Annotated in this window: 19 protein-coding genes and 1 riboswitch; of the genes, 6 read left to right on the top strand and 13 right to left on the bottom strand. The window is 68.4% G+C overall.

What is annotated here, in order from left to right; all coding sequences use genetic code 11:
• The first annotated feature begins 2 nt into the window (after positions 1-2).
• The 4 genes from A5712_RS19270 (at position 3) to A5712_RS19255 (ending at position 3,539) form a co-directional block, all read left to right on the top strand.
• A complete protein-coding gene (locus A5712_RS19270; protein WP_068108173.1) occupies positions 3-1,646 on the top strand; it encodes a PPE family protein in 1,644 nt (547 codons plus the stop codon).
• Between the two features lie 95 nt (positions 1,647-1,741).
• On the top strand, positions 1,742-2,854 hold the full coding sequence (locus A5712_RS19265; RefSeq protein ID WP_068108171.1) for a PPE family protein: 1,113 nt from the start codon (positions 1,742-1,744) through the stop codon (positions 2,852-2,854).
• Between the two features lie 92 nt (positions 2,855-2,946).
• A complete protein-coding gene (locus tag A5712_RS19260) occupies positions 2,947-3,243 on the top strand; it encodes a WXG100 family type VII secretion target (protein WP_068108169.1) in 297 nt (98 codons plus the stop codon).
• 11 nt (positions 3,244-3,254) lie between these two features.
• Positions 3,255-3,539: a WXG100 family type VII secretion target gene (locus A5712_RS19255; RefSeq protein ID WP_068108167.1), complete on the top strand. Its 285-nt coding sequence runs from the start codon at positions 3,255-3,257 to the stop codon at positions 3,537-3,539.
• A gap of 57 nt (positions 3,540-3,596) precedes the next feature.
• Here A5712_RS19255 and A5712_RS19250 read toward each other — a convergent pair whose 3' ends face one another.
• The 8 genes from A5712_RS19250 to A5712_RS19215 form a co-directional block, all read right to left on the bottom strand.
• Complete coding sequence (locus tag A5712_RS19250) at positions 3,597-4,967, bottom strand: NAD(P)/FAD-dependent oxidoreductase (protein WP_068108199.1); 1,371 nt, start codon at positions 4,965-4,967, stop codon at positions 3,597-3,599.
• A gap of 169 nt (positions 4,968-5,136) precedes the next feature.
• Complete coding sequence (locus tag A5712_RS19245; RefSeq protein WP_082973528.1) at positions 5,137-6,198, bottom strand: diguanylate cyclase; 1,062 nt, start codon at positions 6,196-6,198, stop codon at positions 5,137-5,139.
• 81 nt (positions 6,199-6,279) lie between these two features.
• Positions 6,280-8,898: a LuxR C-terminal-related transcriptional regulator gene (locus A5712_RS19240; protein ID WP_369830410.1), complete on the bottom strand. Its 2,619-nt coding sequence runs from the start codon at positions 8,896-8,898 to the stop codon at positions 6,280-6,282.
• 9 nt (positions 8,899-8,907) lie between these two features.
• Positions 8,908-11,529 carry a LuxR C-terminal-related transcriptional regulator gene (locus A5712_RS19235; RefSeq protein WP_068108161.1) on the bottom strand — a complete coding sequence of 874 codons (2,622 nt, stop codon included), beginning with the start codon at positions 11,527-11,529 and terminating at the stop codon, positions 8,908-8,910.
• Positions 11,530-11,649: 120 nt separating this feature from the next.
• Positions 11,650-12,195 (bottom strand): PE family protein, encoded by a 546-nt coding sequence (locus A5712_RS19230; RefSeq protein WP_082973527.1) that lies wholly within the window; start codon positions 12,193-12,195, stop codon positions 11,650-11,652.
• A gap of 32 nt (positions 12,196-12,227) precedes the next feature.
• Positions 12,228-12,665 (bottom strand): ester cyclase, encoded by a 438-nt coding sequence (locus A5712_RS19225; protein WP_068108159.1) that lies wholly within the window; start codon positions 12,663-12,665, stop codon positions 12,228-12,230.
• Positions 12,666-12,675: 10 nt separating this feature from the next.
• On the bottom strand, positions 12,676-14,088 hold the full coding sequence (locus A5712_RS19220; protein ID WP_068108158.1) for an NAD(P)/FAD-dependent oxidoreductase: 1,413 nt from the start codon (positions 14,086-14,088) through the stop codon (positions 12,676-12,678).
• A complete protein-coding gene (locus tag A5712_RS19215; RefSeq protein ID WP_068108157.1) occupies positions 14,072-14,308 on the bottom strand; it encodes a hypothetical protein in 237 nt (78 codons plus the stop codon). The genes A5712_RS19220 and A5712_RS19215 overlap by 17 nt, the downstream gene beginning before the upstream one ends.
• An 89-nt stretch (positions 14,309-14,397) precedes the next feature.
• Here A5712_RS19215 and prpD point away from each other — a divergent pair, with 89 nt between their 5' ends.
• Positions 14,398-15,897, top strand: a complete 1,500-nt coding sequence (gene prpD / locus A5712_RS19210; protein ID WP_068108197.1) for a 2-methylcitrate dehydratase PrpD — start codon at positions 14,398-14,400, stop codon at positions 15,895-15,897.
• Positions 15,898-15,977: 80 nt separating this feature from the next.
• Here the strand turns inward: prpD and A5712_RS19205 are convergent, their stop codons facing one another.
• Complete coding sequence (locus A5712_RS19205; RefSeq protein ID WP_068108156.1) at positions 15,978-16,196, bottom strand: hypothetical protein; 219 nt, start codon at positions 16,194-16,196, stop codon at positions 15,978-15,980.
• A 109-nt stretch (positions 16,197-16,305) separates the two neighbouring features.
• Here A5712_RS19205 and A5712_RS19200 point away from each other — a divergent pair, with 109 nt between their 5' ends.
• On the top strand, positions 16,306-18,060 hold the full coding sequence (locus A5712_RS19200) for a DUF3556 domain-containing protein (RefSeq protein WP_068108155.1): 1,755 nt from the start codon (positions 16,306-16,308) through the stop codon (positions 18,058-18,060).
• Between the two features lie 71 nt (positions 18,061-18,131).
• On the opposite strand, the gene metE is transcribed toward A5712_RS19200, so the two are convergent.
• From metE to A5712_RS19180, 4 genes are all read right to left on the bottom strand, one after another.
• A complete protein-coding gene (gene metE / locus A5712_RS19195) occupies positions 18,132-20,402 on the bottom strand; it encodes a 5-methyltetrahydropteroyltriglutamate--homocysteine S-methyltransferase (protein ID WP_068108154.1) in 2,271 nt (756 codons plus the stop codon).
• Between the two features lie 157 nt (positions 20,403-20,559).
• A riboswitch (cobalamin riboswitch) is annotated at positions 20,560-20,709 on the bottom strand.
• 96 nt (positions 20,710-20,805) lie between these two features.
• Entirely contained in the window at positions 20,806-21,738 is a 933-nt protein-coding gene (locus tag A5712_RS19190) for a cytochrome P450 (protein ID WP_068108153.1), read from the bottom strand.
• Between the two features lie 62 nt (positions 21,739-21,800).
• Positions 21,801-22,457, bottom strand: coding sequence for an SDR family oxidoreductase (locus tag A5712_RS19185; protein ID WP_068108152.1), 657 nt, complete (start codon positions 22,455-22,457; stop codon positions 21,801-21,803).
• Between the two features lie 28 nt (positions 22,458-22,485).
• Positions 22,486-23,046: a TetR/AcrR family transcriptional regulator gene (locus A5712_RS19180; RefSeq protein ID WP_068108145.1), complete on the bottom strand. Its 561-nt coding sequence runs from the start codon at positions 23,044-23,046 to the stop codon at positions 22,486-22,488.
• Positions 23,047-23,269: the final 223 nt, after the last annotated feature.

Here is a 23,269-nt window from a genome sequence, read left to right as displayed (position 1 = left end):
TGATGAGTTTTTTGGTGTTGCCGCCGGAGATCAATTCGGCGCGGGTGTATTTGGGTGCGGGGCCGGGTCCGATGTTGGACGCGGCGGCGGCGTGGGAGGGTTTGGCGGGTGAGTTGGGTTCGGCGGCTTCGTCTTTCGGGTCGGTGACCTCCGGGCTGGCGGGTGCTGGGTGGCAGGGTCCGGCGGCGGTGGCGATGACGCAGGCGGCGGGGCCGTATGTGGGGTGGTTGAGCGCGGCGGCGGCGCGGGCGTCGGGGGCGGCGGGTCAGGCGCGGGCGGCGGCGTCGGCGTTCGAGGCGGTGGTGTCGGCGTCGGTGCATCCGGCGGCGGTGGCGGCCAACCGTAGCGAGTTGGTGTCGTTGGTGCGTTCGAATGTGTTGGGGCTTAATGCTCCGGCGATCGCGGCGGCCGAGGCGCAGTACGAGGCGATGTGGGCGGCGGACGTGTCGGCGATGGTGGGCTATCACGGCGGGGCGACGGCGGTGGCCGCGCAGCTGGCCCAGGCCGCCTTGCCGAACATCAACCTCGGCCTGGGCAACATCGGCAACCTCAACCTTGGCGCCGGAAATGCCGGGAACGCCAACGTGGGCGCCGGCAACGTCGGCAACACGAACGTGGGCATGGGAAACCTCGGCAGCGGGAACGTGGGCAACGGCAACGCCGGCAACAACAACATCGGCAACGGCAACAGCGGCGGCGGCAATCTCGGCAACGGCAACCTCGGTAGCGGAAACGTCGGCAGCGGGAACCGCGGCCAGGCCAACATGGGCTTCGGGAACAGGGGCAACAACAACGTTGGCGCCGCCAACACCGGGAACCACGACTTCGGCTTCGCGAACACCGGAAGCAACGACATCGGCTTCGGGCTGACCGGCGACAACCAGATCGGCTTCGGCGCGCTGAACTCCGGCAGCGGCAACCTCGGCTTCGGCAACTCCGGGACGGGAAACGTCGGGTTCTTCAACTCGGGAACCGGGAACATGGGCTTCTTCAACTCTGGCAGCGGCAATTTCGGCTTCGGCAACGCCGGCGACACCAACACCGGGTTCTGGAACTCGGGCATCACGAATACCGGATTCGGCAACGCCGGCGAGGTGAACTTCGGCTTCGGCAACGGGGCATCCTTCAACTTCGGCGCCGGCAATGCCGGCAGCTCCAACTTCGGCTTCGGAAATTCCGGCGGCGACAACACGGGCAGCTTCAACACGGGTCTGGACAACACGGGCGACTTCAACACCGGCATGTTGAACACTGGATGGGCGAACGCGGGGAACACCAACACGGGCGCCTTCAACACCGGCGACCTCAACACCGGCTTCTTCAGTGCGATCACCCCGGCCGGTATCACCAGCTCCGGCTTCGGTAATACGGGCGCGGGGAGTTCAGGGTTCTTCAACGGGGGTTTCGACAACTCGGGCTTCATGAACACCGGCGCGGGCTTCAACTCCGGTTTCCACAACACGGGCGGCGGCGTCGACGCGGGCATCAACAACTCGGGCGTCTTCGCCGTCGGCATCGGCAACGCGGGCGCCGACGTCACCGGCATCGGGCTGGCGGGCCTGCTCTCCTCGGGCATCGCGAACCTGGGCAACTTCAGCTCCGGCGGCTTCAACCACGGCAGCTCCCAGGCCGGCTTCTTCCACTAGGGGAATGTCCGCATGGCGATCTACGACCCCACACCGCGCGGATCTACGAGTCTTGACCGACGTAGTTCCGTTCACCGCTTCGCATAGTTGGGACCGTGATGTCGGACTTTTCGTTGTTGCCGCCGGAGATCAATTCGGCGCGAATGTATGCCGGCGCGGGCGCGGGTCCGCTGTTCGTGGCGGCGACGGCCTGGGATGGGCTGGCCGCCGACTTGCGGTCGTCGGCGTCGTCGTTCGCCTCCGTTGTCTCGGCGCTGATCGGCGGCCCGTGGACGGGCCCGGCGTCGCAGGCGATGGCGGGCTCGGCCGCGCCCTACGTGTCGTGGTTGGCCGGCTCGGCGGTGCAGGCGGAGGGCGCGGCGGCGCAGGCCCGGGCCGCGGCGACGGCGTTCGAGGCGGCGCAGACGGCCACCGTGCATCCGGTCGCCGTCGCGGCCAACCGCGCGCAGCTGATGACGTTGGTGGCGACCAACTTTCTGGGCCAGAACTTTCCGGCGATCGCGGCCACGGAGTTCCACTACATGGAGATGTGGGCCCAGGACGTCGCCGCGATGGCCGGCTACCACGCGGGGGCGATGTCGGTGGCGTCGTCGTTGACGCCGTTCGCGGTGCCGCCGGTTGACCTCGCCGGAATGGCGGCGCAGGGCGGCGGGGCGGCCGATCCCCTTTCGGCCCTGGTGGCCGCGCTGCAATCACTGGTGTCCGGGGCGCCGCTGTCGTCGCTGTCGTCGCTGGCCCAGGTCGCGACGCTACCCGTCAGCATGCTGATGTCGCCGATCATGTCGCTCGCGCAGGGGGCGAACGCCGGCACGGCGGGATTGGCCAACGCCGCGACGGTGGGGGCCGATGCCCCGAAGTTCGTCGGGAGCACCGCTCCGGTGACTACGCCACTCGGCGGTGGGGGCGCGGGTTCTGCCACGGCGGCGGGTTTGGGCAAGGCGCGGCTGGTGGGGTCGATGTCGGTGCCCCCGACGTGGCAGGGCTCGATGCCGGCGCGGATGGTCAGCGCGGCCATGTCGGGGCTGGGCGGCGAAATTCCCGGTGGCGCTGGGGGAGTCGGTTCTGCGGCGGGCGGCATGCCGATGATGCCGATGCCGATGGGCGGCATGGGCAGCGGAGCGGCGGGTGGGACGTTGGGCCGCGGCGGGGCCAGTCCGCATGTGGTGCAGTCGCGGCCCAGCGTGGTGCCGCGGGTCGGGGTCGGATAGGGCGGGGGTGAGCGGTAAGTCTGTCGAGACTCGCCACCGCGTGTGACGCGGCGGCACAAAGAGATTGATCACTTCTTGAAAGGAGCAAACCGGTGGCTACTCGGTTTATGACCGATCCGTATGCGATGCGGGAAATGGCGAGCCGTTTCTCGGTGCACGCGCAGACGGTCGAGGACGAGGCGCGACGCATGTGGGCGTCGTCGCAAGACATTTCGGGCACGAGCTGGAGCGGCGCGGCCCAGGCGACGTCCTACGACACGATGGGACAGATGAATCAGGCGTTTCGCAACATCGTGAGCATGCTGCAGGGCGTGCGCGACGGGCTGGTCCGCGACGCCAACAACTACGAGCAGCAAGAGCAGGCTTCGCAGCAAGCGTTGAGCAGCTAGGAGATTTGACGATGACGATCAATTACCAATTCGGTGACGTGGATTCGCACGGGGCGCTGATCCGGGCCCAGGCGGCGTCGCTGGAGGCCGAACACCAGGCGATCGTGCGAGACGTGTTGGCGGCGGGGGACTTCTGGGGCGGCGCCGGGTCGGTGGCCTGCCAGGAATTCATCACGCAGCTGGGTCGCAACTTCCAGGTGATCTACGAGCAGGCCAATGCCCACGGCGCCAAGGTTCAGTCCGCGGGCAGCAACATGGCCAGCACCGATTCGGCAGTGGGCTCCGGCTGGGCCTGACCAGTGCCCCCAGGCGCGGGTAGCACAACGGCGTGCTGCCCGCGCCCTGTCGCAGGCCTAAGTGACTGCGGCCGCTGCGGTTTCGGTTGCCATCACCTCGGCGGCCGCGCGCTCGCCCGAGCGGATCGCGCCGTCTATCCACCCGCACATGATCGCCGAGCTCTCGGTGCCGGCCCAGTGCACGCGGCCGCAGGGCTGCCGCAGGGTGTAGCCGAATTCGGTCAGCACTCCGGTCGGGGCGTGGCTGATCATGCCGCCACCCGAGTAGCGCTCGGTGGTCCAGTTCTGTTCGTGGAATTCCAGCGGCGATTTGGCCTTGCCGCCGAACCGATCGACGAGCTCGGCGATCACCGCCGCTTTGCGATCGGACTCGTCCATTTTTGTCAGCCGGCGCGCGGCCGACCCCTCGGTGATCACGCACATGATCCCCGGGTCCGCGGTGTTCGTGCAGGCGTCGATGGTGAGCGTGGCCGGCGACCCGGGCGCGGCCGACTGGCCGCATAATCCGTCGGCACGCCAGAACGGCTCGTCGTAGATGATCGAGATCTTGATGACGGCGCCACCTGGCATGCGCTGGTGCAGAAGTGCCCGGTCCACCGGCAACATCGGTTCGTACACAATCGAACTGGCGATGGCAAGCGGGATCGCGACAATGGCCCGCCGCGCCCGCACCGTCAAGCCGTCGGCCGCGACCGTCACGCCGCCGTCGTCCTGGGTGATCTGCCGGACGGGGCGCGAAAGGTGCAGCGCGTCACCGAGTTCGGCGGCGATCTGCCGGTAGATGGCACCCATCCCGCCGACGGGCCGGGCGTCCTGGGCGCCGCCCTTGCCCGAGATGACGAAGGTGGGCCCGCCGCCCGAGCCCATCTGCAGCAGCGCCCACAGCAGCGACGTCTCCGACCCCGCCGAGGTGTACACGCCGGACAGCGCCATGTCCAGCATCTCGCGGGCCTGCTTGGACATGGTGTTCTTGTCGATCCATTCGCCCAGGCTGATGCGGTCCCACTCGGCGGCGTTCTTCGCCTCCCATGGCGAATCGCGCGGAATCGATTTGCACATGTTCTCAAACGAGAGCAGCCCGACACCGAGGTTGGCGACCGCCCACGGGCTCATCGACCAGGGGATGGTGCCACCGTAGCGGTGCTTCTTGCCGTCGAGGACCATCATCGCGTCGCCGTCGTTGTGTTGCTTGTATTCGGGCACGCCGAACTCGCTCATCATCGCGTAGATGCGATCCTGGCCCGGCCCGACCCAGGCGCCGCCTCGGTCGATCCAGGTGCCGTCGTCGCGGGTGACCGTGAACGTGCGACCGCCGACCCGCTCGCGCGCCTCCAGCAAGGCCACCGAGCGCCCGGCTTGCTTCAGCCGCAGGGCGGCCGTCAAACCCGCGAACCCGGCTCCGACCACGCAGTAATCAACGTCCGACACGACTGGCTCCTTCACCCGGCCCGCCCCAGCAGCAAACTACACCGATCGCGGTGCCGCCAGTAGCGAGTTCACCCCAATTTCTCGGGCGATTCAGCGACGGCCGTACCGCCGCAGCCGGGGTCCGGTCGGGGCGGAGCGGCAAAGCCCTTGTCCCGCTTGGCGGTTGGCGTCAAAGATGATGGGCCTGATTACCGCCGCGGCGTTTGGCGGTATACATCGCGCTGTCCGCGACGTCGATGAGTTTTTCGATGAGTCCGGGAATGTCGGAGGTTCCCATCGGGGACAGCTCGGCGGTGGCCGTGCCGATGCTGGCGGTCAGCCCCTGCGGCAGGGCGGCGATGGCCGCGCCCAATCCCGCCGAGATCGCCTCGGCATCCGGCGACGGGCCGATGGTGGCGATCAGGAACTCTTCGCCGCCCGCGCGGCACAGCATCGCCGTCGGCGCCGCCTGCTGTTGCAGTACCTCGGCGACGGCGATCAGCGCGCGGTCGCCCGCGGCGTGGCCGTGGGTGTCGTTGATGCGCTTGAACGCATCCAGGTCGACCATGGTGATGGTCAGATGGGTGTCGTCGGCGCGCGGGTCCCCGAGTCTGCGGGTGAGGGCGGCGATGAACGCCCGCCGGTTGAACAGCCCGGTCAGCGAGTCTTCGTCGGCGAGCTCGGCGTAGGTTCCCATGGCCCGCGACATCCCTCGCATCGCCACGGGGAACGACACGTTGAGCATCGCGATCACCCAGAACGCGGCGAGCCCGGTGCCGACGTCGACCTCGCGGGCCAGGTGCACCGCGGTCGCGACGGTGACGATGCCGGCCAGGGCGGCGCTGAACGCCAAGAATTTATTGTTGTGGAACAGGGCGACGTAGCCGCTGTTGGTGGCCATGGCGCAGCAGCCCACGGCCGCCAGGGCGGCGGTCGGCTGGGTCAGGCTCCACCCCGCGATGCACGTCGCGGCGATGACGCCGAAAATCTCCGATTGGACGCGGGTCGGCCAGCGCGTCAACCAGTAGACGCTCACCGCGACGACGAACACCGCCGCGCCGGCGTCGACGAGCACCACCTCGGCCGTCGGGCGACGGGTGCTGAGCATGGTGGCCACCGGTACCAGGGCCGATATCGAGGAGATGACAGCCAGGGTCACCTGTGTCGCGCGAAGCAGTCCGCGCTCGCGCAACGTGGCCGTGATCCAGTCGAAGTGATCGGGCTCGCCGAGCCATGACGTGAACCGGGACACGCTGCACCTCCCTTCAGGGGATAGCTCAGCACCAAACCGCGGTCGGCGTTGCAAATCTGACGAAACGGCGACCGTGACCCGTCAATCCGGCCGATCGTGTTGCAGCAACGCTGCGAGTTCGTCGCGGCTGGTCACGCCCGTTTTGGCCATGGCCCGGTAGATGTGCCCTTCGACCGTACGGACGGACAGTGTCAGCCGCTCGGCAACCGCTCGGCTGGACAGCCCCTCTCCGAGCAACATCACGATCTCGCGCTCGCGATCGGTGAAGGGCAACCGCTCGGTGGCCTGGCGTTGCGCCGGAGTGCGGGCGCCGCCGCACCTAGCGGCCAGTGCGTCCGCTCGGGCCGAGCACTTCAGCGCCGATCCCCGCAAGTCTCCGCGGCGATATGCGATGGCTGCGTGCGCGGCCGCGTCAACCGCGGCGACCAGGTCACCGATTTGCTCGAATTGTTCTGACACCGCCAATAGCTCGGCCCCGTCGCCGGTCCGGAGGGCGGCCGCGAACCGCGCCGCGACGCCGACGCGCGGGCCCTCCACGATCGCCTCCAGGTCGCCTAGTCGAGGCGCACACCTGGTGTCACCGAACTGGGTGGCGGTCTGCAGACACACCACTTCCGCAGCGAATTGCCCATTGGCACACGCTATTTCGGCCGCGGACCGCGCGCTCTTGATCGCTGCACTGACCTCGCCCTGGGCTGCGGCCACCCAGGCGTGCACCAGTTGGCGCTCGTATTCGACGAATCCATAGCTCCGATGGTGTTCCGCTTCGACGGCGCCGAGCGCGGCCACCGCGTCGTCGGTCGAGCCGCACATCGCCAGCGCCGTGGTGAGCGGGACCAGGTATCGGTACCGAAGACCGTTGGAATCGCCGGCAAAGAACTCGACTACGGTCGTCAACAGTCGCCTGGCTTCGTCCAGGCGGCCCGATCCGACCGCGACCCGGCCCGCGATCGCCGTGCTGATCAGCTGAGCGACGCCGGGAATGTCCACCGTCTCCGCGCGCGCCCGCTGCGCCAGCGAATTCGCCTCACCCAACCGGCCGCACTGCAGAAGCGCGCCGACATGGCGGTCGACGATGAGGAGCCGCATGTGGGCGGCGACCCCGGTGCGCTGCGCGTACGCATAACCGATTTCGGCGGTCCTGTCCGCCTCGGCGGCGCGCCCCGCATCCCCGTTGGCCACGACCAGCGCCCACGCTGCCGCCGAGCTGATGATCCCGGGCAGCCGCTCGAGATCGAAGCGATCGCCCGAATTCCGTGCCTTTTCCGGCTGGCCCATCGATGCCCAGTAGACCGCCAGGTAGGCGTCGCTCCAGCTGCGGGTGGACGTCGTTGCGATGCGCGCGGCTTCGTCGAGAAGCTCCTTCGCCCCCTCGGGATCGGCGAGCCCCCACAGCTTGTTGAACCCGCGATTGCCGAGCAGGTACACCCTGTCGGCCTCGGTCAGACCCTCGGTGGGCGTCGCGGCGACCATGGCGTCGGCCTCCTCACCGCGGCCCTGCCATGCCAGCGCGAACGAACGGATGTTGTACGCCGGCGCGCCCGCGCCCGCCCGAATGGCGTCGGCCGCGAGCCGATCTGCCAACGGTGCGTCCGCCAGGAACATGGCGCCTTCGGCGGCTCTGACCAACAAATCCGGGTCTGGTCTGAGATCGGAGTCAACGGTTAATACCGCTCGTCGCACCAGTGTTCGCACCTCGTCGCGATGTTCCGACGCGGCCAGCTCCGCGGCCACCCGGCCCCGTAGCCGGCGCAGCCTGGTCGAGGGGACCCGATACCGGCGCAGCTCGCCGTACAGGGGATGAGCGAGCCGAACTTCGAGACGGCCGTCGACTTTGCCGAGCGTGATCAAGCCGCGCACGTCGGCGCCCTCGATCGCGGCCGGGTCCGCGATTCGCGCCAGCGACGCCAGCTCGATGGGCTCCCCGACCGCAAGCGCGTCCACGACGTCGCGGACCGGGTCGGGGAGCGTTCCGATCCGCGACTCGATCAGTTCGGCCAGGCTGGGCGGCACGATCGGATCGCCGCTCCATCGCCAGTAGCCGTGCCGTTGCGCCAGCCGCCCGTCGGACACCTCCTGCTCGACGATGTTGCGGAGATACAGCGCGTTGCCGCGGGTGAGCTTCCACAGGCGCTGGACGGCGTCTGGATCCACCGGGCCGTTCAGCGCCGCTGACAACAGGGTTGCCGTTTCATCCGACGAAAGGGGCTGCAAGTCAAGGCGTTCGAACTGGGCGCTGCGCCACACATCTTGCACCGTGGCGGGAACGGGCTCGCCGCTGCGAATTGTCAATACCACCGTGGCCGCTTGACGCTGGACGATCTGGTGGAGGACGAAGGCCGATAGGTCATCGAGCAAATGCGCGTCGTCGACTGCGATGGCGACCGGGATATTGGGTGGTGCGGCGGTCACCGACTCGATCACGTCGCGGACGAGGTGAACCAATTGGCCGTTGTCGGGAGGCGGCGAGTTCGTCCATGCGGCGAACGATCCCAGCGGCAGTGATTGCGCCGACGAAGTGCCTACCGCCCAACGAGTTTCACACCCCCGCGAGGCTGCAGCCCCGAGTGCCTCGTGCGCAACCCTGCTCTTTCCGACGCCGGCCGCGCCGGAAACGATGATCCCGGCCGTCGCCGGGTCGGCGATGGCGCCTTCGATCACCGCCATTTCCTGCGCCCGGCCGATCAGCGGCCACGTCAACCGCAACTGTCAGCTCGATCGGTCTTGGCGCAACAGTTCCGCGAGTTCCTCGCGGCTGGCGGCGCCCGTCTTGGCCATGGCGCGGTAGATGTGGCCCTCGACGGTACGAACGGACAAGGTCAGCCGGTCGGCAACCGCTCGGCCGGACAACCCCTGTCCGAGCAGCATCACGATTTCGCGCTCGCGATCGGTGAGCGGCAGCCGCTCACTGGCTTGGCGCAGCGCCGGAGTGTGGGCGCCGCCGCACTTCTCGGCCAGCGCGTCCGCTCGGGTCGAGCACCTCAACGCCGATCCCCGCAAGTCGCCGCGGCGATAGGCGATCGCCGCGTGTGCGGCGGCGTCGAGGGCCGCCACGACATCCCCGATCTCCTCGAAGTCCGATGACACCGTTTCCAATTCGGCTCCGTCGCCAGCGTGCAGGGCGGCCGCGAACCGCGCTGCGATACCCGCGCGCGGACCTTCCACGACCGTTTCCAACTCTCGCAGTCGGGGCGCGCGCCGAGTGTCACCGAACTGGGTGGCGGTCTGTAGGCACACCACTTCCGCGGCGAATTGCCCATTAACGCAAGCTGTTTCGGCCGCCGACCCCGCAATGTCGATCGCTTCACTGACCGCACCTTGACACGCGGCCACCCAGGCCTTGGCGAGGCCGCGCTCGTAGTCCAAGTACACCCAGCTGGGGTGGCGGTGTTGCTCCAGCGTGGCGAGCGCGGCGGCGGCGTCGTCACCGAGCCCTTGAATGGCCAGCGCGGTGACGATCGGCAACCGGTACCGGTACGTGAAGCCGTTCTGCTCGCCGACGGCGACCAAGGTGTCGACGACCGGTGGCAGCAGCCCACTCGCCTCGTCGAGGCGGCCGGCGCCGAGGGCGGCGCGGCCCGCCAGCGCGGTGCTGATCAGCGACGCGGCGCCAGGCAGGTTGGCGGCCTCCTGGCGCAGGTGGTCGGCCAGGCACGTTGCCTCGTTTATCCGGCCGGCAAGCAGGAGTGCGCCCAGGTGAGCATCGGCGATCACGAACCTCATGTGGGCGGCGTCGAACGAACGGACCGCGATGGTGTACGCGTGCTCCGCGCCGGCCACCGCCTCGGAGACGCGACCGATGTCGCCCGCGGCGGCAACGATCCCCCAACTTGCCACTGCCCCAACGACCGCGGGCAGGAGATCGATATCGAGCTTCCGCGCCGATGCCATGGCCCTGTCCGGCTGCCCCATCGCGGCCCAGTACATGGTGCAGGCCGCGTCAAGGTTTCCCTGGGCGCGCGGGGAGGTAGTGGCCCTGGCGTCGTCGATGTGCTGTTTGGCGCCGTCGCCGTTCGCCAGTGACCACAACATATTGACGGCGCGCAGGCAAGCGCGGCGCGACCGGTTCACGTCATCGAGCTGCGCCAGCGGTATGTCCGCGAGGACATCGTCGGCTTCCTGGCCGCGACTGAGCCATGAAAGCGCGTGCGCACGAACAAAGTTCGCTTCCGCGCCCGCGCCGGAGCGGATGGCGGCCTCCGCCAGCCTGTCCGCGAGAGGCAGGTCGGCGAGCCACACGGCACCCTGCGCCGCGCGGAGGAGCAGATCGGCGTCGGGCGGCAGATCGGAGTCCAGGCTCAGCGCCGCCCGGCGCACCACCGTTCGCATGTCATTGCACCACTCAGACGAACCGAGTTCGGCGGCGACGAGGCCCCGCAGGCGGCGGAGCCTCGTCGGGGCGGTGCGTTGCCTGCGCACCTCGGCGTAAAGGGGATGAGCGAGCCGCACCTGTGTCCGGTCTTCGATGGTTTCCAGGGTGACGAGGCTGCGCAGGTCGGCCTCCTCGACCGCCGCGGCATCGGTGATTCGCGTCAGTGAACCCAGCTCGATCGGTTCACCGATGGCGAGCAGGTCGACGACATCGCTGACGGCGGGCGGGACGGCGCCGATCCGAGAATCGACCAACTCGAGCAGGCTCGGTGGCAGCACCGGTTCACCGGTCCAGTGCCAGCAACCGCGTTCCGCCACCAACCGGCCGTCGGCGAATTCTCGCTCGACGATATTGCGCAGATACAAGGGGTTACCGCGGGTCAGCCTCCACAGCCATTCGGCCGCATGCGGATCCAGCGGACCGCCGAGGGCGGTCGACACCAGCGCCGTGGTCTCGTCCTCGGACAACGGCTGGACGTCGAGCCGGTCGAACGCGCTTCCCGTCCACAGTTCCTGCGTCGCCGGCGGGATCGGTTCACCGCTGCGAGCCGTCAGGACGAGCTTCGCGGCGCCCCGCTGGACGATCTGCTGCAACGCGAATGTCGAGAGGTCATCGAGCAGATGCGCGTCGTCGACACCGATGACGACCGGGGCGCCGTCCGGGGAGGCGGTGAGCTCCTCGATCACCGCGCGGACCAGTTGGAGGCTGTCGACGCCGGCCGGCGTCGTCCACGACGACAGTGCGCCGAACGGCAATAACCGGCCCGCGGTGGTGCCCACCACCCAACGGACCACGCAGCCCTGCGACGTAGCCGCGGCAAGCGCCTCCCGGGCGACTCGGCTCTTCCCGACGCCCGCCGCGCCGCACACGAGGATGCCTGCCGAGTCAGGATCCGCAATCGCGGTCCCGATGCTCAGCAACTCCTCGGCGCGCCCAGTTAGGGGCCAGGACAAACGCATCGGGACAGCATAGGAACACCGGGCCAAGCCCGCGGCGAATTTCAACCATTTGCTTTAAACCTCATAAAGAGGCGGCCGCAGTCAGCCAAGCGGCCGTGATTTACCCCGATTAATTTCGTGTCACGGCATACGGAACCCAGTCAGGAGCCAGTTAAACCCTGCCCCATTGAGTAGCTGAACTATCAGCACGGCCGCCACGATTATCGCGATAATCGCGATGAATGCGGTAACTGCCAAAACGGGCGTCAATGCCGTGACCAACGCACCTCGGAAGGCGCCGATCGTATTGAGTAGCTGGCTCCCGACGGTATTGAACAAGCCCGGCAAACCCCCGATTGCACCGATAGACCCCGCAATATCGGTGAAGGGCGCCAACAACGCAACGTTGGCGGCCTCGCCGGTGGCGTACGCGCCCGCGCCCGCGGTCAGGTGCTGCACGAACTGATCGTGGAATGCCGCGGCCTGGCCGGCCAGCGCTTGATAGCCGCGTGCGTGCTGGGCGAACAGCTGCGCGACACCCGTCGAGATTTCGTCCGCGGCGGGCGGCAGCACCGCCAGGGTCGGCGTCGCCGCCACCGCATGGGCCGCGTTGAGATTCAAAGCAATCTTTGCCAAATCCGTTGCGGCCGAGGATATTGCGCTGGGAACGGCGATTACGGCCGACATCGGTATCCTCCTTTTCGCTTTCCCGCTGCCCCTCAGCCGATTTCAGGTAGCACACCGATCTGCGTCAGCAGCGTGGCGAAGTCCATGTAGACCTTTTCGCACAGCAGCTTGTCCCCGTCGAACTCGAAAATTCCGGCGACCGGAACCTCTACCCGGCGTCCGGTGGGCGGGATGCCCGCCCATGGCCCGAGATGTGTGCCGGTGATAACCGTCTCGCCCAATACGGCGTCGTCGGCATGGCGCAGCCTGCCGACTTCCGCGTGCAGATCCGGCAACGCGGTCATCAAGCCCTGCAGCAATTCTCGGACGGCGGACTCACCCTCGCTGGGTTGGCCGTTCACCTCATAACGCGGGTGGTGGAATGTGGCGATTGTCGCCTCGATATCGTGCCGGTTTTCCGCCTCGGCGTGCCGCATAACGATTTCTTCGCGGCGCTGACGAAGGCTGGTGATCTCGTCGATCGCGGTCATCAGGGCGCTCCTATTCCTGGATACTTGCGAATGGGGTATCGTTTCGGTCGACCACGGCGGACCGCGAATGTCGTTGTGCGCCGTGCCGATTGACGGTTGCGACCCGGAAGAGGAACGACGGACGAAGCAGGCGGGTCGGGGGATCGAGAAGCCCGGTGACTCTGAAGAACTGGGTGCCCACCATGGTGTCGGATTCAGACGCCGCCAGCACGCTTTCCACTAGCCGGTTGGTGATGCGCATCGACGGCGTCCTGCGCCCTTGGACCTCCGGGAACGTCAGGTCGGAGGTGGCCCCGGTGCGCCAGGCCTGGCCGATCGTTTTGGCCGTGTCGCGAAAGTACCGGCGGGGCAGGTCCCTGACGCCGCGTTGCAGGCAGTCCCGCAGCGCCACGGCGTCCAGCGCCGCCACCGTCATTCCCTGCCCGTAGATCGGGTTGAAGCTGCATATCGCGTCACCGCAGGCCAGCAGGCCGTCGGGGAGTCGCCGCATTTTGTCGTAGCGCCGCCACTGGCTGGACGGCATCCGATGCTGCACCACCGGTCCCAGCGGTTCGCCGGCGCGCACGGCCGCGAGCAAGTGAGCCGGGCCATAATCCTCGGCGTACGAGAGCATCCCGGGCAGGTCGCGCGGCGGCTCATGCCCGGCCAGCGCGTAGACCGTGAATATCCAGGTATCGCGCTCGTAGCCGACCAAGAACATGCCCCTTGGCCGGCCCGGCGCGGGGCTGATGACGGCCATCTTTTCCCTCAGGGTGCCGGGCGGAATCCGCAGCGGTTGGCTGACGTAGGTCGTATGCATGGTGATGTGGTCCTCGGCCGGTCGCCCGTAGCCGAGGTTCTCGAGCAGAGCCGGCGTGTGGGCCCCGCGCCCCATGGCGTCCATGACCAGGTCCGCCGCAAATTCCTGTGGGGCGCCGCCGGCGCGGTTCACCACCCGCACCCCGGTGATGCGACTGCGGTCCGCGGCCGCCGTCAGTTCGCTGACGTCGTGGCCGGCGTGGATCGTCACGTTGCCGAGCCGCCGCAGGCGCCGCCGAACGTGGCACTCCAGGAGCGGCCGGCTCGGCATGTAGAGGGCCATTTCCGTGTAATCGCCGGTTACGACTCCAGACGACAACATCCGGTGGCCGCTGTAGGACAGGTACGCCTTGGACAGGTCGCCGTCGTTCCAAACGGGCGCGCCCGCCGCAAGCAGCTCGTCGAGGAGCCCGGGGAAGAGCTCGTCCAGGACACGAGCGCCGCGCGGCAGGAGCGCGTGAACGTGCCGACCCTGCGGCACCCCCCGCCTGTTGACTGGATCGTTGGTTAGCTCGTCCCGCTCGAACACCGTGACGGTCTCGAAGAAATCGGCCAGCACCCTCGCGGCGAGCAGTCCGCCCATGCTCGCCCCCAAAACGACCGCGCGCTCACCCAATACCTGCATTGCGGATCCCTTTCTCGAGTGCGGGCTCGCGTTGCTGCTGCAGCGCGGTGAGTTTCTGTTCGGCGATCCGGTAGAAGCCGTCCAGGGAAGAGTCATCGACGCCGACGTATTCGCCGATGACCTCGCGCGCCACGCCCGCCTCACGCAGTCGCAGTGCCAGCGAGTACGGCACCGGCAATCGACGCAGCGCGGCTTCGCGGTCGCTGAGATCATCGGTCACCCGATCAGCATCCGATGATGCGACGGGTCGGGATTGAGTACCGGAGTACTCCATTTGTCGTGGACTGCGCCGTCACGTACTCATTGGTCATGCTGGTGCACACGGTCCGGGCGCGGCGCAGCTCCGACGACTTCCCGCGCGGGGAACACCTGGCCGCCAAGATCGCCCAGGTCGCGGCCGACCCGGTGGCCGTCGAACCGGCGCCGGCGCAGATGGTGGCCAACCGGATCATCGACAACGCCGCCGTCAGCGCCGCCGCCGTGCTCCGGCGGCCGGTCACCGTGGCCCGCCGGCAGGCGCTGGCGCATCGCACCCAACGGGGGGCGCGTGTCTTCGGTGTCGCCGGCGCCTATTCGGCGGAATGGGCGGCGTGGGCCAACGGCGTCGCGGTGCGCGAGCTCGACTTCCACGACACGTTTCTGGCCGCCGAGTATTCCCATCCCGGCGACAACATTCCCCCGCTCATCGCCGTGGCGCAGCAGCTCGGCGTGGGTGGCGCCGACCTGATCCGCGGCGTGGTCACGGCCTACGAGGTGCAGATCGACCTGGCCCGCGGAATCTGCCTGCACGAGTACAAGATTGACCACGTCGCGCATCTTGGACCCGCGGTCGCCGCCGGCCTCGGCACCATGCTGCGGCTGGACACCGAGACCATTTACCAGGCGATCGGGCAGGCGCTGCACCTGACCACCAGCACCCGCCAATCGCGCAAGGGCTCGATCTCCAGCTGGAAGGCGTTCGCGCCGGCGCACGCCGGGAAGGTCGCCATCGAGGCGGTCGACCGGGCGATGCGCGGCGAGCGGTCGCCGGGCCCGATCTGGGAGGGCGAGGACGGGGTGATCGCCCGGCTGCTGGGCGGGTTCGAGCGCGAGTACCGCGTGCCGTTGCCGGCCCCCGGCGAACCCAAGCGCGCCATCCTGGACAGCTACACCAAGGAGTACTCGGCGGAGTACCAGAGCCAGGCGCCGATCGACCTGGCCCGGCGGCTGCGTTCCCGGATCGGCGATCTGGACCAGGTCGCGGCGATCGTCCTTCGCACGAGCCACCACACCCACGTGGTGATCGGAACGGGATCCGGCGATCCGCAGAAGTTCGACCCCGACGCGTCACGGGAGACGCTGGACCACTCGCTGCCCTACATCTTTGCCGTCGCGCTGCAGGACGGCACGTGGCACCACGAGCGCTCCTACGCCCCGGAACGGTCCCATCGGCGCGACACCGTCGAACTGTGGCGCAAGATCTCCACCGTCGAGGACCCGGAATGGACCCGCCGCTACCACTCGACCGACCCGGCCGAGCAGGCGTTCGGGGCCCGCGCGGAGGTGACGCTCAAGACCGGCGCGGTGATCTGCGACGAGCTGGCCGTGGCCGACGCCCACCCGTCGGGCGCCCGGCCGTTTCGGCGCCCACAGTACGTGGGCAAGTTCACCGAGCTCGCCGACGGGATCGTCGATCCGGCCGAGCAGCGCAGGTTCCTATCCGCCGTCGAATCGCTGGCCGATCTGGACTCGGTGGATGCGCTGAACGTTGTGGTCGATCCGCGGCTGCTGGACGGCGCGCCGGACACTCCGCCGGGGATCTTCTGCTGAGTTGCATTGCGGCGTAACCGCCCGGCGTGTCGTCGCCGTGAGCGCACACTGAAACGCCGTCAGCTCACACTCGAACCCGGCTAAGGCGTGGCGGGCCCACCGTACTGCCACACCAGAGAATGGGCGCCGGTCATGGTGGGGTTGCACCACATCGTGCGGCCGTTGGCGTCGGTGGTGGTGGCATGCAACACGGTGCAGGCATCACCCGGCGCGGGCGCGTCGGCCCGGGCCACACCGCCGACGGCGATCGGTGCGGAGGCAGCCATCAGCGCCCCGACGAGGTATCGAAGTCTGCTCATGGTGGGTTCTCCTAGCGACTTCACGGTATCCGCCGGTTAACTTGCGGGCAAAAGATTCTTTGCCCCTACCCAAGCCATACGCCTAGAACGCGTTCTAACCTGTCAAACCATGGGATTTCTCAAGCCCGAGCTGCCCCAGCTCGACATGGAGGAATGGAACAAGGGCACCCGCAGCGAGAAGATCCGTCCGATGGCCCGGCACTGGGCCGAGGTGGGCTTCGGAACGCCGGTCGCGCTGCACCTGTTCTACGTGCTCAAGATCCTGCTCTACATCCTCGGCGGATGGCTGTTCGCCTCGGCCACCAAGGGACTCGGCGGGTTCACCAACGTCGCGCACTGGTGGTCCGAGCCGATCGTCTTCGAGAAGGTCGTGCTCTACACGATGCTGTTCGAGGTGATCGGGCTGGGCTGCGGCTTCGGGCCGTTGAACAACCGGTTCTTCCCGCCCATGGGCTCGATCCTGTACTGGATGCGGTTCGGCACCATCCGGCTGCCACCGTGGCCGGATCGCGTCCCGCTGACCCGCGGCACCACCCGCAAACCGGTGGACGTCTTCCTCTATGCGGCGCTGCTGGTGATGACGTTGTGGACTCTGTTCGTCGACGGGACCGGACCGGTGCCGGAACTGGGTACCAGCGTCGGGCTGCTGCCGACCTGGCGCATCGTGGTGATCCTGCTGATCCTCGCGGCGGCGGGGCTGCGCGACAAGGTGATCTTCCTGGCCGCCCGCGGCGAGGTGTACGCGGCGATGGCCGTGACCTTCCTCTTCGGCGGGGCCGACATGATCGTCGGGTCCAAGGTGGTGTTCCTGGTCATCTGGATGGGCGCGGCGACGTCGAAGCTCAACAAGCACTTCCCGTTCGTGATCTCCACGATGATGTCCAACAACCCGCTGGTGCGGCCCCGCTGGCTGAAGCGGCAGTTCTTCGAGAAGTTCCCCGAGGACCTGCGCCCGGGGCGGCTGTCCCGGTTCCTGGCCCACGTGAGCACGGCGATCGAGATGTTGGTGCCGCTGCCGCTGTTCTTCTGCCACGGCGGCTGGCCGACGACCGTGGCGGCGTTCGTCATGGTCTGCTTCCATCTGGGGATCCTGTTGTCCATACCGATGGGCGTGCCGCTGGAGTGGAACGTCTTCATGATCTTCGGTGTGCTGTCGTTGTTCGTCGCGCACGCCCGGCTCGGGTTGGCGGACCTGAAGCATCCCGTGGTGGTGGCGATCCTGTTCGTCGTCATCGCGGGAATCGTGGTGCTGGGCAACCTGTTCCCGCGCAAGATCTCGTTCCTGCCGGGCATGCGCTACTACGCCGGCAACTGGGACACCACGCTGTGGTGCATTAAACCGTCGGCCAACGACAAGATCGGCCGGGGCATCGTGGCGATCGCCAGCATGCCGCAGGCCCAGCTGGAGCGGTTCTACGGCAGCCCGGAAGCGGCCCAGATCCCCATCTACATGGGGTACGCGTTCCGCGGGTTCAACACGCACGGCCGGGCCCTGTTCACGCTGGCGCACCGCGCCATGGCCGGCCACAACGAGGACGACTACATCATCACCGACGGCGAGCGGATCTGCAGCACCGCCATCGGCTGGAACTTCGGTGACGGCCACATGCACAACGAGCAGCTCATCACCGCCATGCAGCAGCGCTGCCACTTCCAGCCCGGTGAGGTGCGGGTCGTGCTGCTCGACGCGCAGCCAATCCACAAGCAGACCCAGGCCTACCGGCTGGTGGACGCGGCCACCGGCGAGTTCGAGCGCGGCTTCGTGCGGGTCGCCGACATGGTGACCCGCCAGCCCTGGGCCGACGACGTTCCGGTCCAGGTGCTGTCGGAGCCCGCCGACGAGCCGGCCGAAAAGCCCGAATAGGTTCACGAGCGTAACCACACCGCGAAATTTCGGTCCAAAAATCGCAGTGTGGTTACGCTCGCGCCAGAAGATTAGGCGCCCGCCCGGACCTCCCGGGCCGCGGCGACCATGTTCCGCAGCGACGCGGTCACCTCGTCGGGGTTGCGGGTCTTCAGCCCGCAGTCCGGGTTGACCCAAAGCCGTTGCGGCGGTACCGCTCTCAGCGCCGCCCGCAGCGACTCGGCCATCTCGCCCGTGCTCGGCACCCGCGGTGAGTGGATGTCGTACACCCCCGGGCCCACGCTGTTGGCGAAGCCGACCGAGTTCAGGTCGTCCAGCACCTCCATGTGCGAACGGGCCGCCTCGAGCGACGTGACGTCGGCGTCCAGGTCGGCGATGGCGCCGATCACCTCGCCGAATTCCGAGTAGCACAGGTGGGTGTGGATCTGCGTCGAGTCGGCCACGCCGGAGGTCGCCAGCCGGAAAGCCGCCACCGCCCAACGCAAGTAGTCCTCCTGCTGGGCGCGGCGCAGCGGTAGCAGCTCGCGCAGCGCCGGCTCGTCGACCTGGATCACCGCGATGCCCGCGTCCTCCAGGTCCACCGTCTCGTCGCGGATCGCCAGCGCCACCTGGTTGGCGGTGTCGGCCAGCGGCTGGTCGTCGCGCACGAACGACCAGGCCAAGATCGTGACCGGCCCGGTCAACATGCCCTTCACCGGCTTGTCGGTGAGTGACTGGGCGTAGCGGATCCACTCGACGGTCATCGGGTGGGTCCGCGCGACGTCGCCGTACAGGATCGGCGGCCGCACGCAACGGCTGCCGTAGGACTGCACCCAGCCGTTCTGCGTCGCGAAGAAGCCCTCCAGCTGCTCGGCGAAGTACTGCACCATGTCGTTGCGCTCGGGCTCGCCGTGCACCAACACGTCCAGGCCCAGTTGCTCCTGCAGCGCGATGACGTCGGCGATCTCCTTGCGCATCTTGGCGACGTACTCGGCCTCATCGATCTTGCCGGCCCGAAAAGCCGCGCGCGCCTTGCGGATCGCCGACGTCTGCGGGTACGAGCCGATCGTCGTGGTCGGCAGCGGCGGCAGGTGCAGCCGCGCCTCCTGGCTGGCGCGGCGTTCGGCCGCGTCGCCGCGGTGCGTGCCCGACGCGATGATCTCGTCGATCCGGGCGCGGACCCCGGCGTTGTGCAGCCGCGGATCGCTGAGACGGGACGCGACGGCGGCGTTGGACGCCGCGATCTCATCGGCGACGGCGTCGCGCCCGTCACACAGGGCGCGCGCGAGAGTGACCACCTCGCTTACCTTTTCGGCCCCGAAGGCCAGCCAGCTGCGCAGGTTGTCGTCCAGCCCCGTTTCGGGCTCCAGCGAATACGGCACGTGCATGGTGGAGCACGACGTCGAAACCGCCACGCTGCCAGCCGAACCCAGCAGGGCCGTCAGCTTGGCCAGCGCCGACTCCAGGTCCGTGCGCCAGACGTTGCGTCCGTCGACGACGCCGGCCACCAGCAGCTTGCCGGACAGTTCCGGAATGCCCGCCACCGCGGTGCCGGCGCCGGCCACCAGGTCGACGCCGATGGCTTCGACGGGCGTGCGGGCCAGCCCGGCGAGGGCCGCCCCGGGGTCGCCGAAGTAGGTGGCGACATGGATCGCGGGCCGGTCGCTCACCGAGCCGAGCGCGGCGTAGACGGCCTCGGCCAACGCGGGCGCGTCGGGGGAGATGTCGGTCACCAGGGCCGGCTCGTCGAACTGCACCCACTGGGCGCCGTGCTCGGCGAGCAGCGAGAGCAGTTCGGAGTAGATCGGCAGTAGCTCCCGCAGCCGCTCGATCGGCGCGCCGCCGCCGTTGATGCCCTTGCTCAACAGCAGGAAGGTGATCGGACCGATGACCACCGGCCGAGCCGGGATGCCTTGCGCAAATGCCTCTTTCAGCTCCGAGAGCACCTTGTCGGGGTTCAGCGCGAACCGGGTCGCGGGCTCGATCTCGGGGACCAGGTAGTGGTAGTTGGTGTCGAACCACTTGGTCATCTCCAGCGGCGCGATGTCGTCGTTGCCGCGGGCGAGGGCGAAATAGCGGTCCAGTTCGTCGGGGACTTCGCCGGCCCGCACCGGCAGCGCGCCGAGCATGACGGCCGTGTCGAGCATCTGGTCGTAGTAGGAGAAGGTGTTCACCGGCACCGAGTCCAGGCCGGCGGACGCGAGCTGCGACCACATGTCGCGGCGGAGCGTTGCGGCGACGGATTCCAAGTCCGATCGGCTGGTGCGTCCGGCCCAGTAGCCCTCGGTCGCGCGTTTGAGTTCGCGTTTCGGGCCGATGCGCGGGGAGCCGGTAACCGTTGCGGTGAAGGGTTGCGAGGTCACGATTTCGTCCTATCGATCGACGGGGCGCTCACCGCCGCGGACGCGCAGCCGATCCGAACACGGTGAACGCCTTCGGGTTACACCGCACCGGGCACCGCCAAACGCCCAATCCACGAGGCGATGAGCCGCCGGACGCGGCGCGCCCGGCACCGCTGGCAGGTCTTCGGACTCGCAGGCGCGCACCGGGTGGTGCTCCTAGTGGCCGTCGCTTCCCGATCTCGGATGTTGCTGAGACCAGTGCCTATTGACGGCGGTCGTTCCTGCTCACCGCTGCGGGACAGTCCCGGACTCCCACCGGGTTCCCTCTCGCGAGGCGGCTCTAACGTTGCCTCGCTCGATGCCGGCGCCGCGGTCGCGGCGACGGCAGACCAGCTGCGCAGCGGAGTCTACCGCGTCGACGGTCTCAGGCCCTCGCCACCAGCGGCAGCTTCGGCAGCCACAAAGAGTTCTCGGTGCTCGGGAACCCGGCCACCGGCCAAAAACCGGGAGCCGGCCCAAGATCCCCGGCCCGGTCGAGCCACTCCTCGACCAGCACCCGCAACACCTGCCGGACGATGTGTCCGCCACGGCAACGCATCGACCCCGCACCCAGGCTCCAATGCCGGTGCGCCCTAACGCCGATCACCAGATCATCGGTGGACATGGCGTCGCTGCCGTCCCGCTGCACCGCGGCGATGCACAACATCACCACCACGCCGGGCGGCATGTCCACCCCGGCGACGGTCATCGGCTGAGTGGTGAAACGTTGGCAGCCCTGCACCATCGGCTCCAACCGCAGGATCTCTTCGACGAACTCGCGGATCAGCTCGGGCTGACGTCGAAGCGCGTCGCGCAATTCGGGGCCGCGCGCCAACGCCAACAGGTGCCAGCCGGCGTGTTTGAACAGGTTGCGGCACGCCTCGGCAAAGACGTGGCCGGACTGCCCGGCCAGGTGTTCGGCGGGCAGCAGCCGCAGGCGCGACACGACGTCGAACAGGGCGCCGGCCATCGGCGCGGTCACGTCGGCCACCGCGTCACCGCCGCCGGCGGCGGCGAAACGATCGATCAGCTCGGCGGCGATCGGACGGAACACCGCCGCGATCTCGTGCGCTGATTTCGGCGCGAACAGCCGGTCGTGCACCTCGAGATCGCTTTCGGGAAGGGCCCGGGCGCGATCCAGCCGCGGATCGTCCAGGTTCGCCAACACCTGCTCCCGCCCGACGACGAACACCCAGCCGCCCCCCGGGTCTCGCAAAACGGGGCCGGCCTCTCGCGCCAGGCGCCAACCCAAGCCGCGGTCCGTGCTCAGGGCGGCTGCCGCCTCGGGCGGAAAGACCGGGCAGTCGCCAAGCTTCACGCGCCCTGTCCTTCCATCCCTATCAGCGAATCCGCCCCGGAAGCCTCCGTGCGCAGCGGAGTTTACTGGTCAGCGAGTGCTTCGGCGATGGGGACGCCGTCCCCCTCGGCGCCGTTGTTGAATTCGATGGTGCGGCCGATGGTGGAGTCGTCGTGCAGCGACGCGGCCACCGCGAGCGCGACGTCGGCCCGGGAGACCTCGCCTTTTCCCCTGCCGATGACGATGCGCCCCGTCGGCGGTTCCAGGGTGAGGTGGCCCGGCCCCAGCACCGTCCAGTCCAGGTGGCTGGCGCGCAGGTGCGCGTCCGCGGCCGCCTTGGCCTCCGCGTACGGGAAAAACGAATTCTCGCTCGGCACACCATGATCCGGACCCGCACCGAAATAGGACACCATCACGAACCGGCTGACGCCGGCCCGCGCCGCGGCATCGATCACCCGCATCGCCGCGTCGCGATCGACGGCGTACGTGCGGGCCGGGTTGCCGCCTCCCGCGCCGGCGGAGAAGACGACGGCGTCGTGACCCGCCAGCAGGCCGGCCAGCGCGTCGGTGTCGAGACGCTCGATGTCGGCCACCACCGGGGTGGCGCCGGTCGCGGCGACGTCGTCGAAATGGTCGGGGTTTCGGAAGACCGAGGTCACCTCGTCGCCGCGTTCGGTCAGGATGGGGGCCAGCCGCAACGCGACCTTGCCGTGGCCGCCGAAGACGATGACTTGTGCCATGCCCCGACGGTACCCGCGGGAACGCGGGCTATCTGCGACGCAGGCCCTCGATCGCGAGCTCCATTATTCGTTTCGCCTGTCGCCTGCCCGCTGCTCCTTCGCCGACCCGCCATAGCGAACTCATGAGCAGCAGGACATCCGCGGGGTCGAGATCGGGTCGCAAGGATCCGTCCCGCGCGCAGGCATCGAGCAACTGGCCGACCGCGGCGACGACGGGTGCGTATGTCTCATTGATCGCGTCCTGAGCCGCCGCGCTGTGCAGGGCGTCGCCCAGGCCGTGTTTGACGCGGACGTAGTCGGCGGCCTTGTAGAACCACATGCGATACGCATCCAAGGGCGGATGGGCTCGCAATAGCCTGGGCACCGAATCCACCAGTCGCTGCACGTCGTGGCGGTATACGGCGAGGATCAAGGCTTCCCGGGTGGGGAAGTGGCGATACAGCGTCCCCGCCCCGACCCCCGCGCGCTTGGCGATCTCGTTGAGAGACGCCGTGCCCGACTGGGCGAAGGCGTCGTGCGCCACCTCGATGATGTGCTCTCGGTTGCGCAGGGCGTCGGAGCGAATCCGGGCGACACCGTCGTCTGCCACAGACCGCCACCTCCTCGTTCTGGTCAAAACCCCTCTGCCGCAGCACGAGGATAAGGGGAGATGGCTAACTGGCCGTGGACAACTGGGGTATCCGCTCCGCCACCGCCTGCAGCAGGGTGTCGTCGGAGACGCCCTGGAAGTCGTAGCGCGGTGTGTAGGGGGCTTCCAGCGTGTGCCTTTCGGCTTCGCTGAGCTCGAGGTCAAGCGAGGCGATCGCCTCGTC

The sequence above is a fragment of the Mycobacterium sp. E2327 genome, assembly GCF_001672675.1.
GTDB lineage: Bacteria > Actinomycetota > Actinomycetes > Mycobacteriales > Mycobacteriaceae > Mycobacterium.
This window is presented reverse-complemented; position numbering and strand designations above follow the sequence as displayed.

Bases quoted from the DNA above. Each gene is read 5' to 3' on its own strand.
- A5712_RS19200 (WP_068108155.1), top strand. From the start codon at position 16,306: ATGGGATTTCTCAAGCCCGAGCTGCCCCAGCTCGACATGGAGGAATGG.
- A5712_RS19220 (WP_068108158.1), bottom strand. From the start codon at position 14,088: ATGCAGGTATTGGGTGAGCGCGCGGTCGTTTTGGGGGCGAGCATGGGC.
- A5712_RS19235 (WP_068108161.1), bottom strand. From the start codon at position 11,529: ATGCGTTTGTCCTGGCCCCTAACTGGGCGCGCCGAGGAGTTGCTGAGC.
- A5712_RS19185 (WP_068108152.1), bottom strand. From the start codon at position 22,457: ATGGCACAAGTCATCGTCTTCGGCGGCCACGGCAAGGTCGCGTTGCGG.
- A5712_RS19225 (WP_068108159.1), bottom strand. From the start codon at position 12,665: ATGACCGCGATCGACGAGATCACCAGCCTTCGTCAGCGCCGCGAAGAA.
- prpD (WP_068108197.1), top strand. From the start codon at position 14,398: ATGCTGGTGCACACGGTCCGGGCGCGGCGCAGCTCCGACGACTTCCCG.
- A5712_RS19270 (WP_068108173.1), top strand. From the start codon at position 3: ATGAGTTTTTTGGTGTTGCCGCCGGAGATCAATTCGGCGCGGGTGTAT.
- A5712_RS19205 (WP_068108156.1), bottom strand. From the start codon at position 16,196: ATGAGCAGACTTCGATACCTCGTCGGGGCGCTGATGGCTGCCTCCGCA.
- A5712_RS19230 (WP_082973527.1), bottom strand. From the start codon at position 12,195: ATGTCGGCCGTAATCGCCGTTCCCAGCGCAATATCCTCGGCCGCAACG.
- A5712_RS19255 (WP_068108167.1), top strand. From the start codon at position 3,255: ATGACGATCAATTACCAATTCGGTGACGTGGATTCGCACGGGGCGCTG.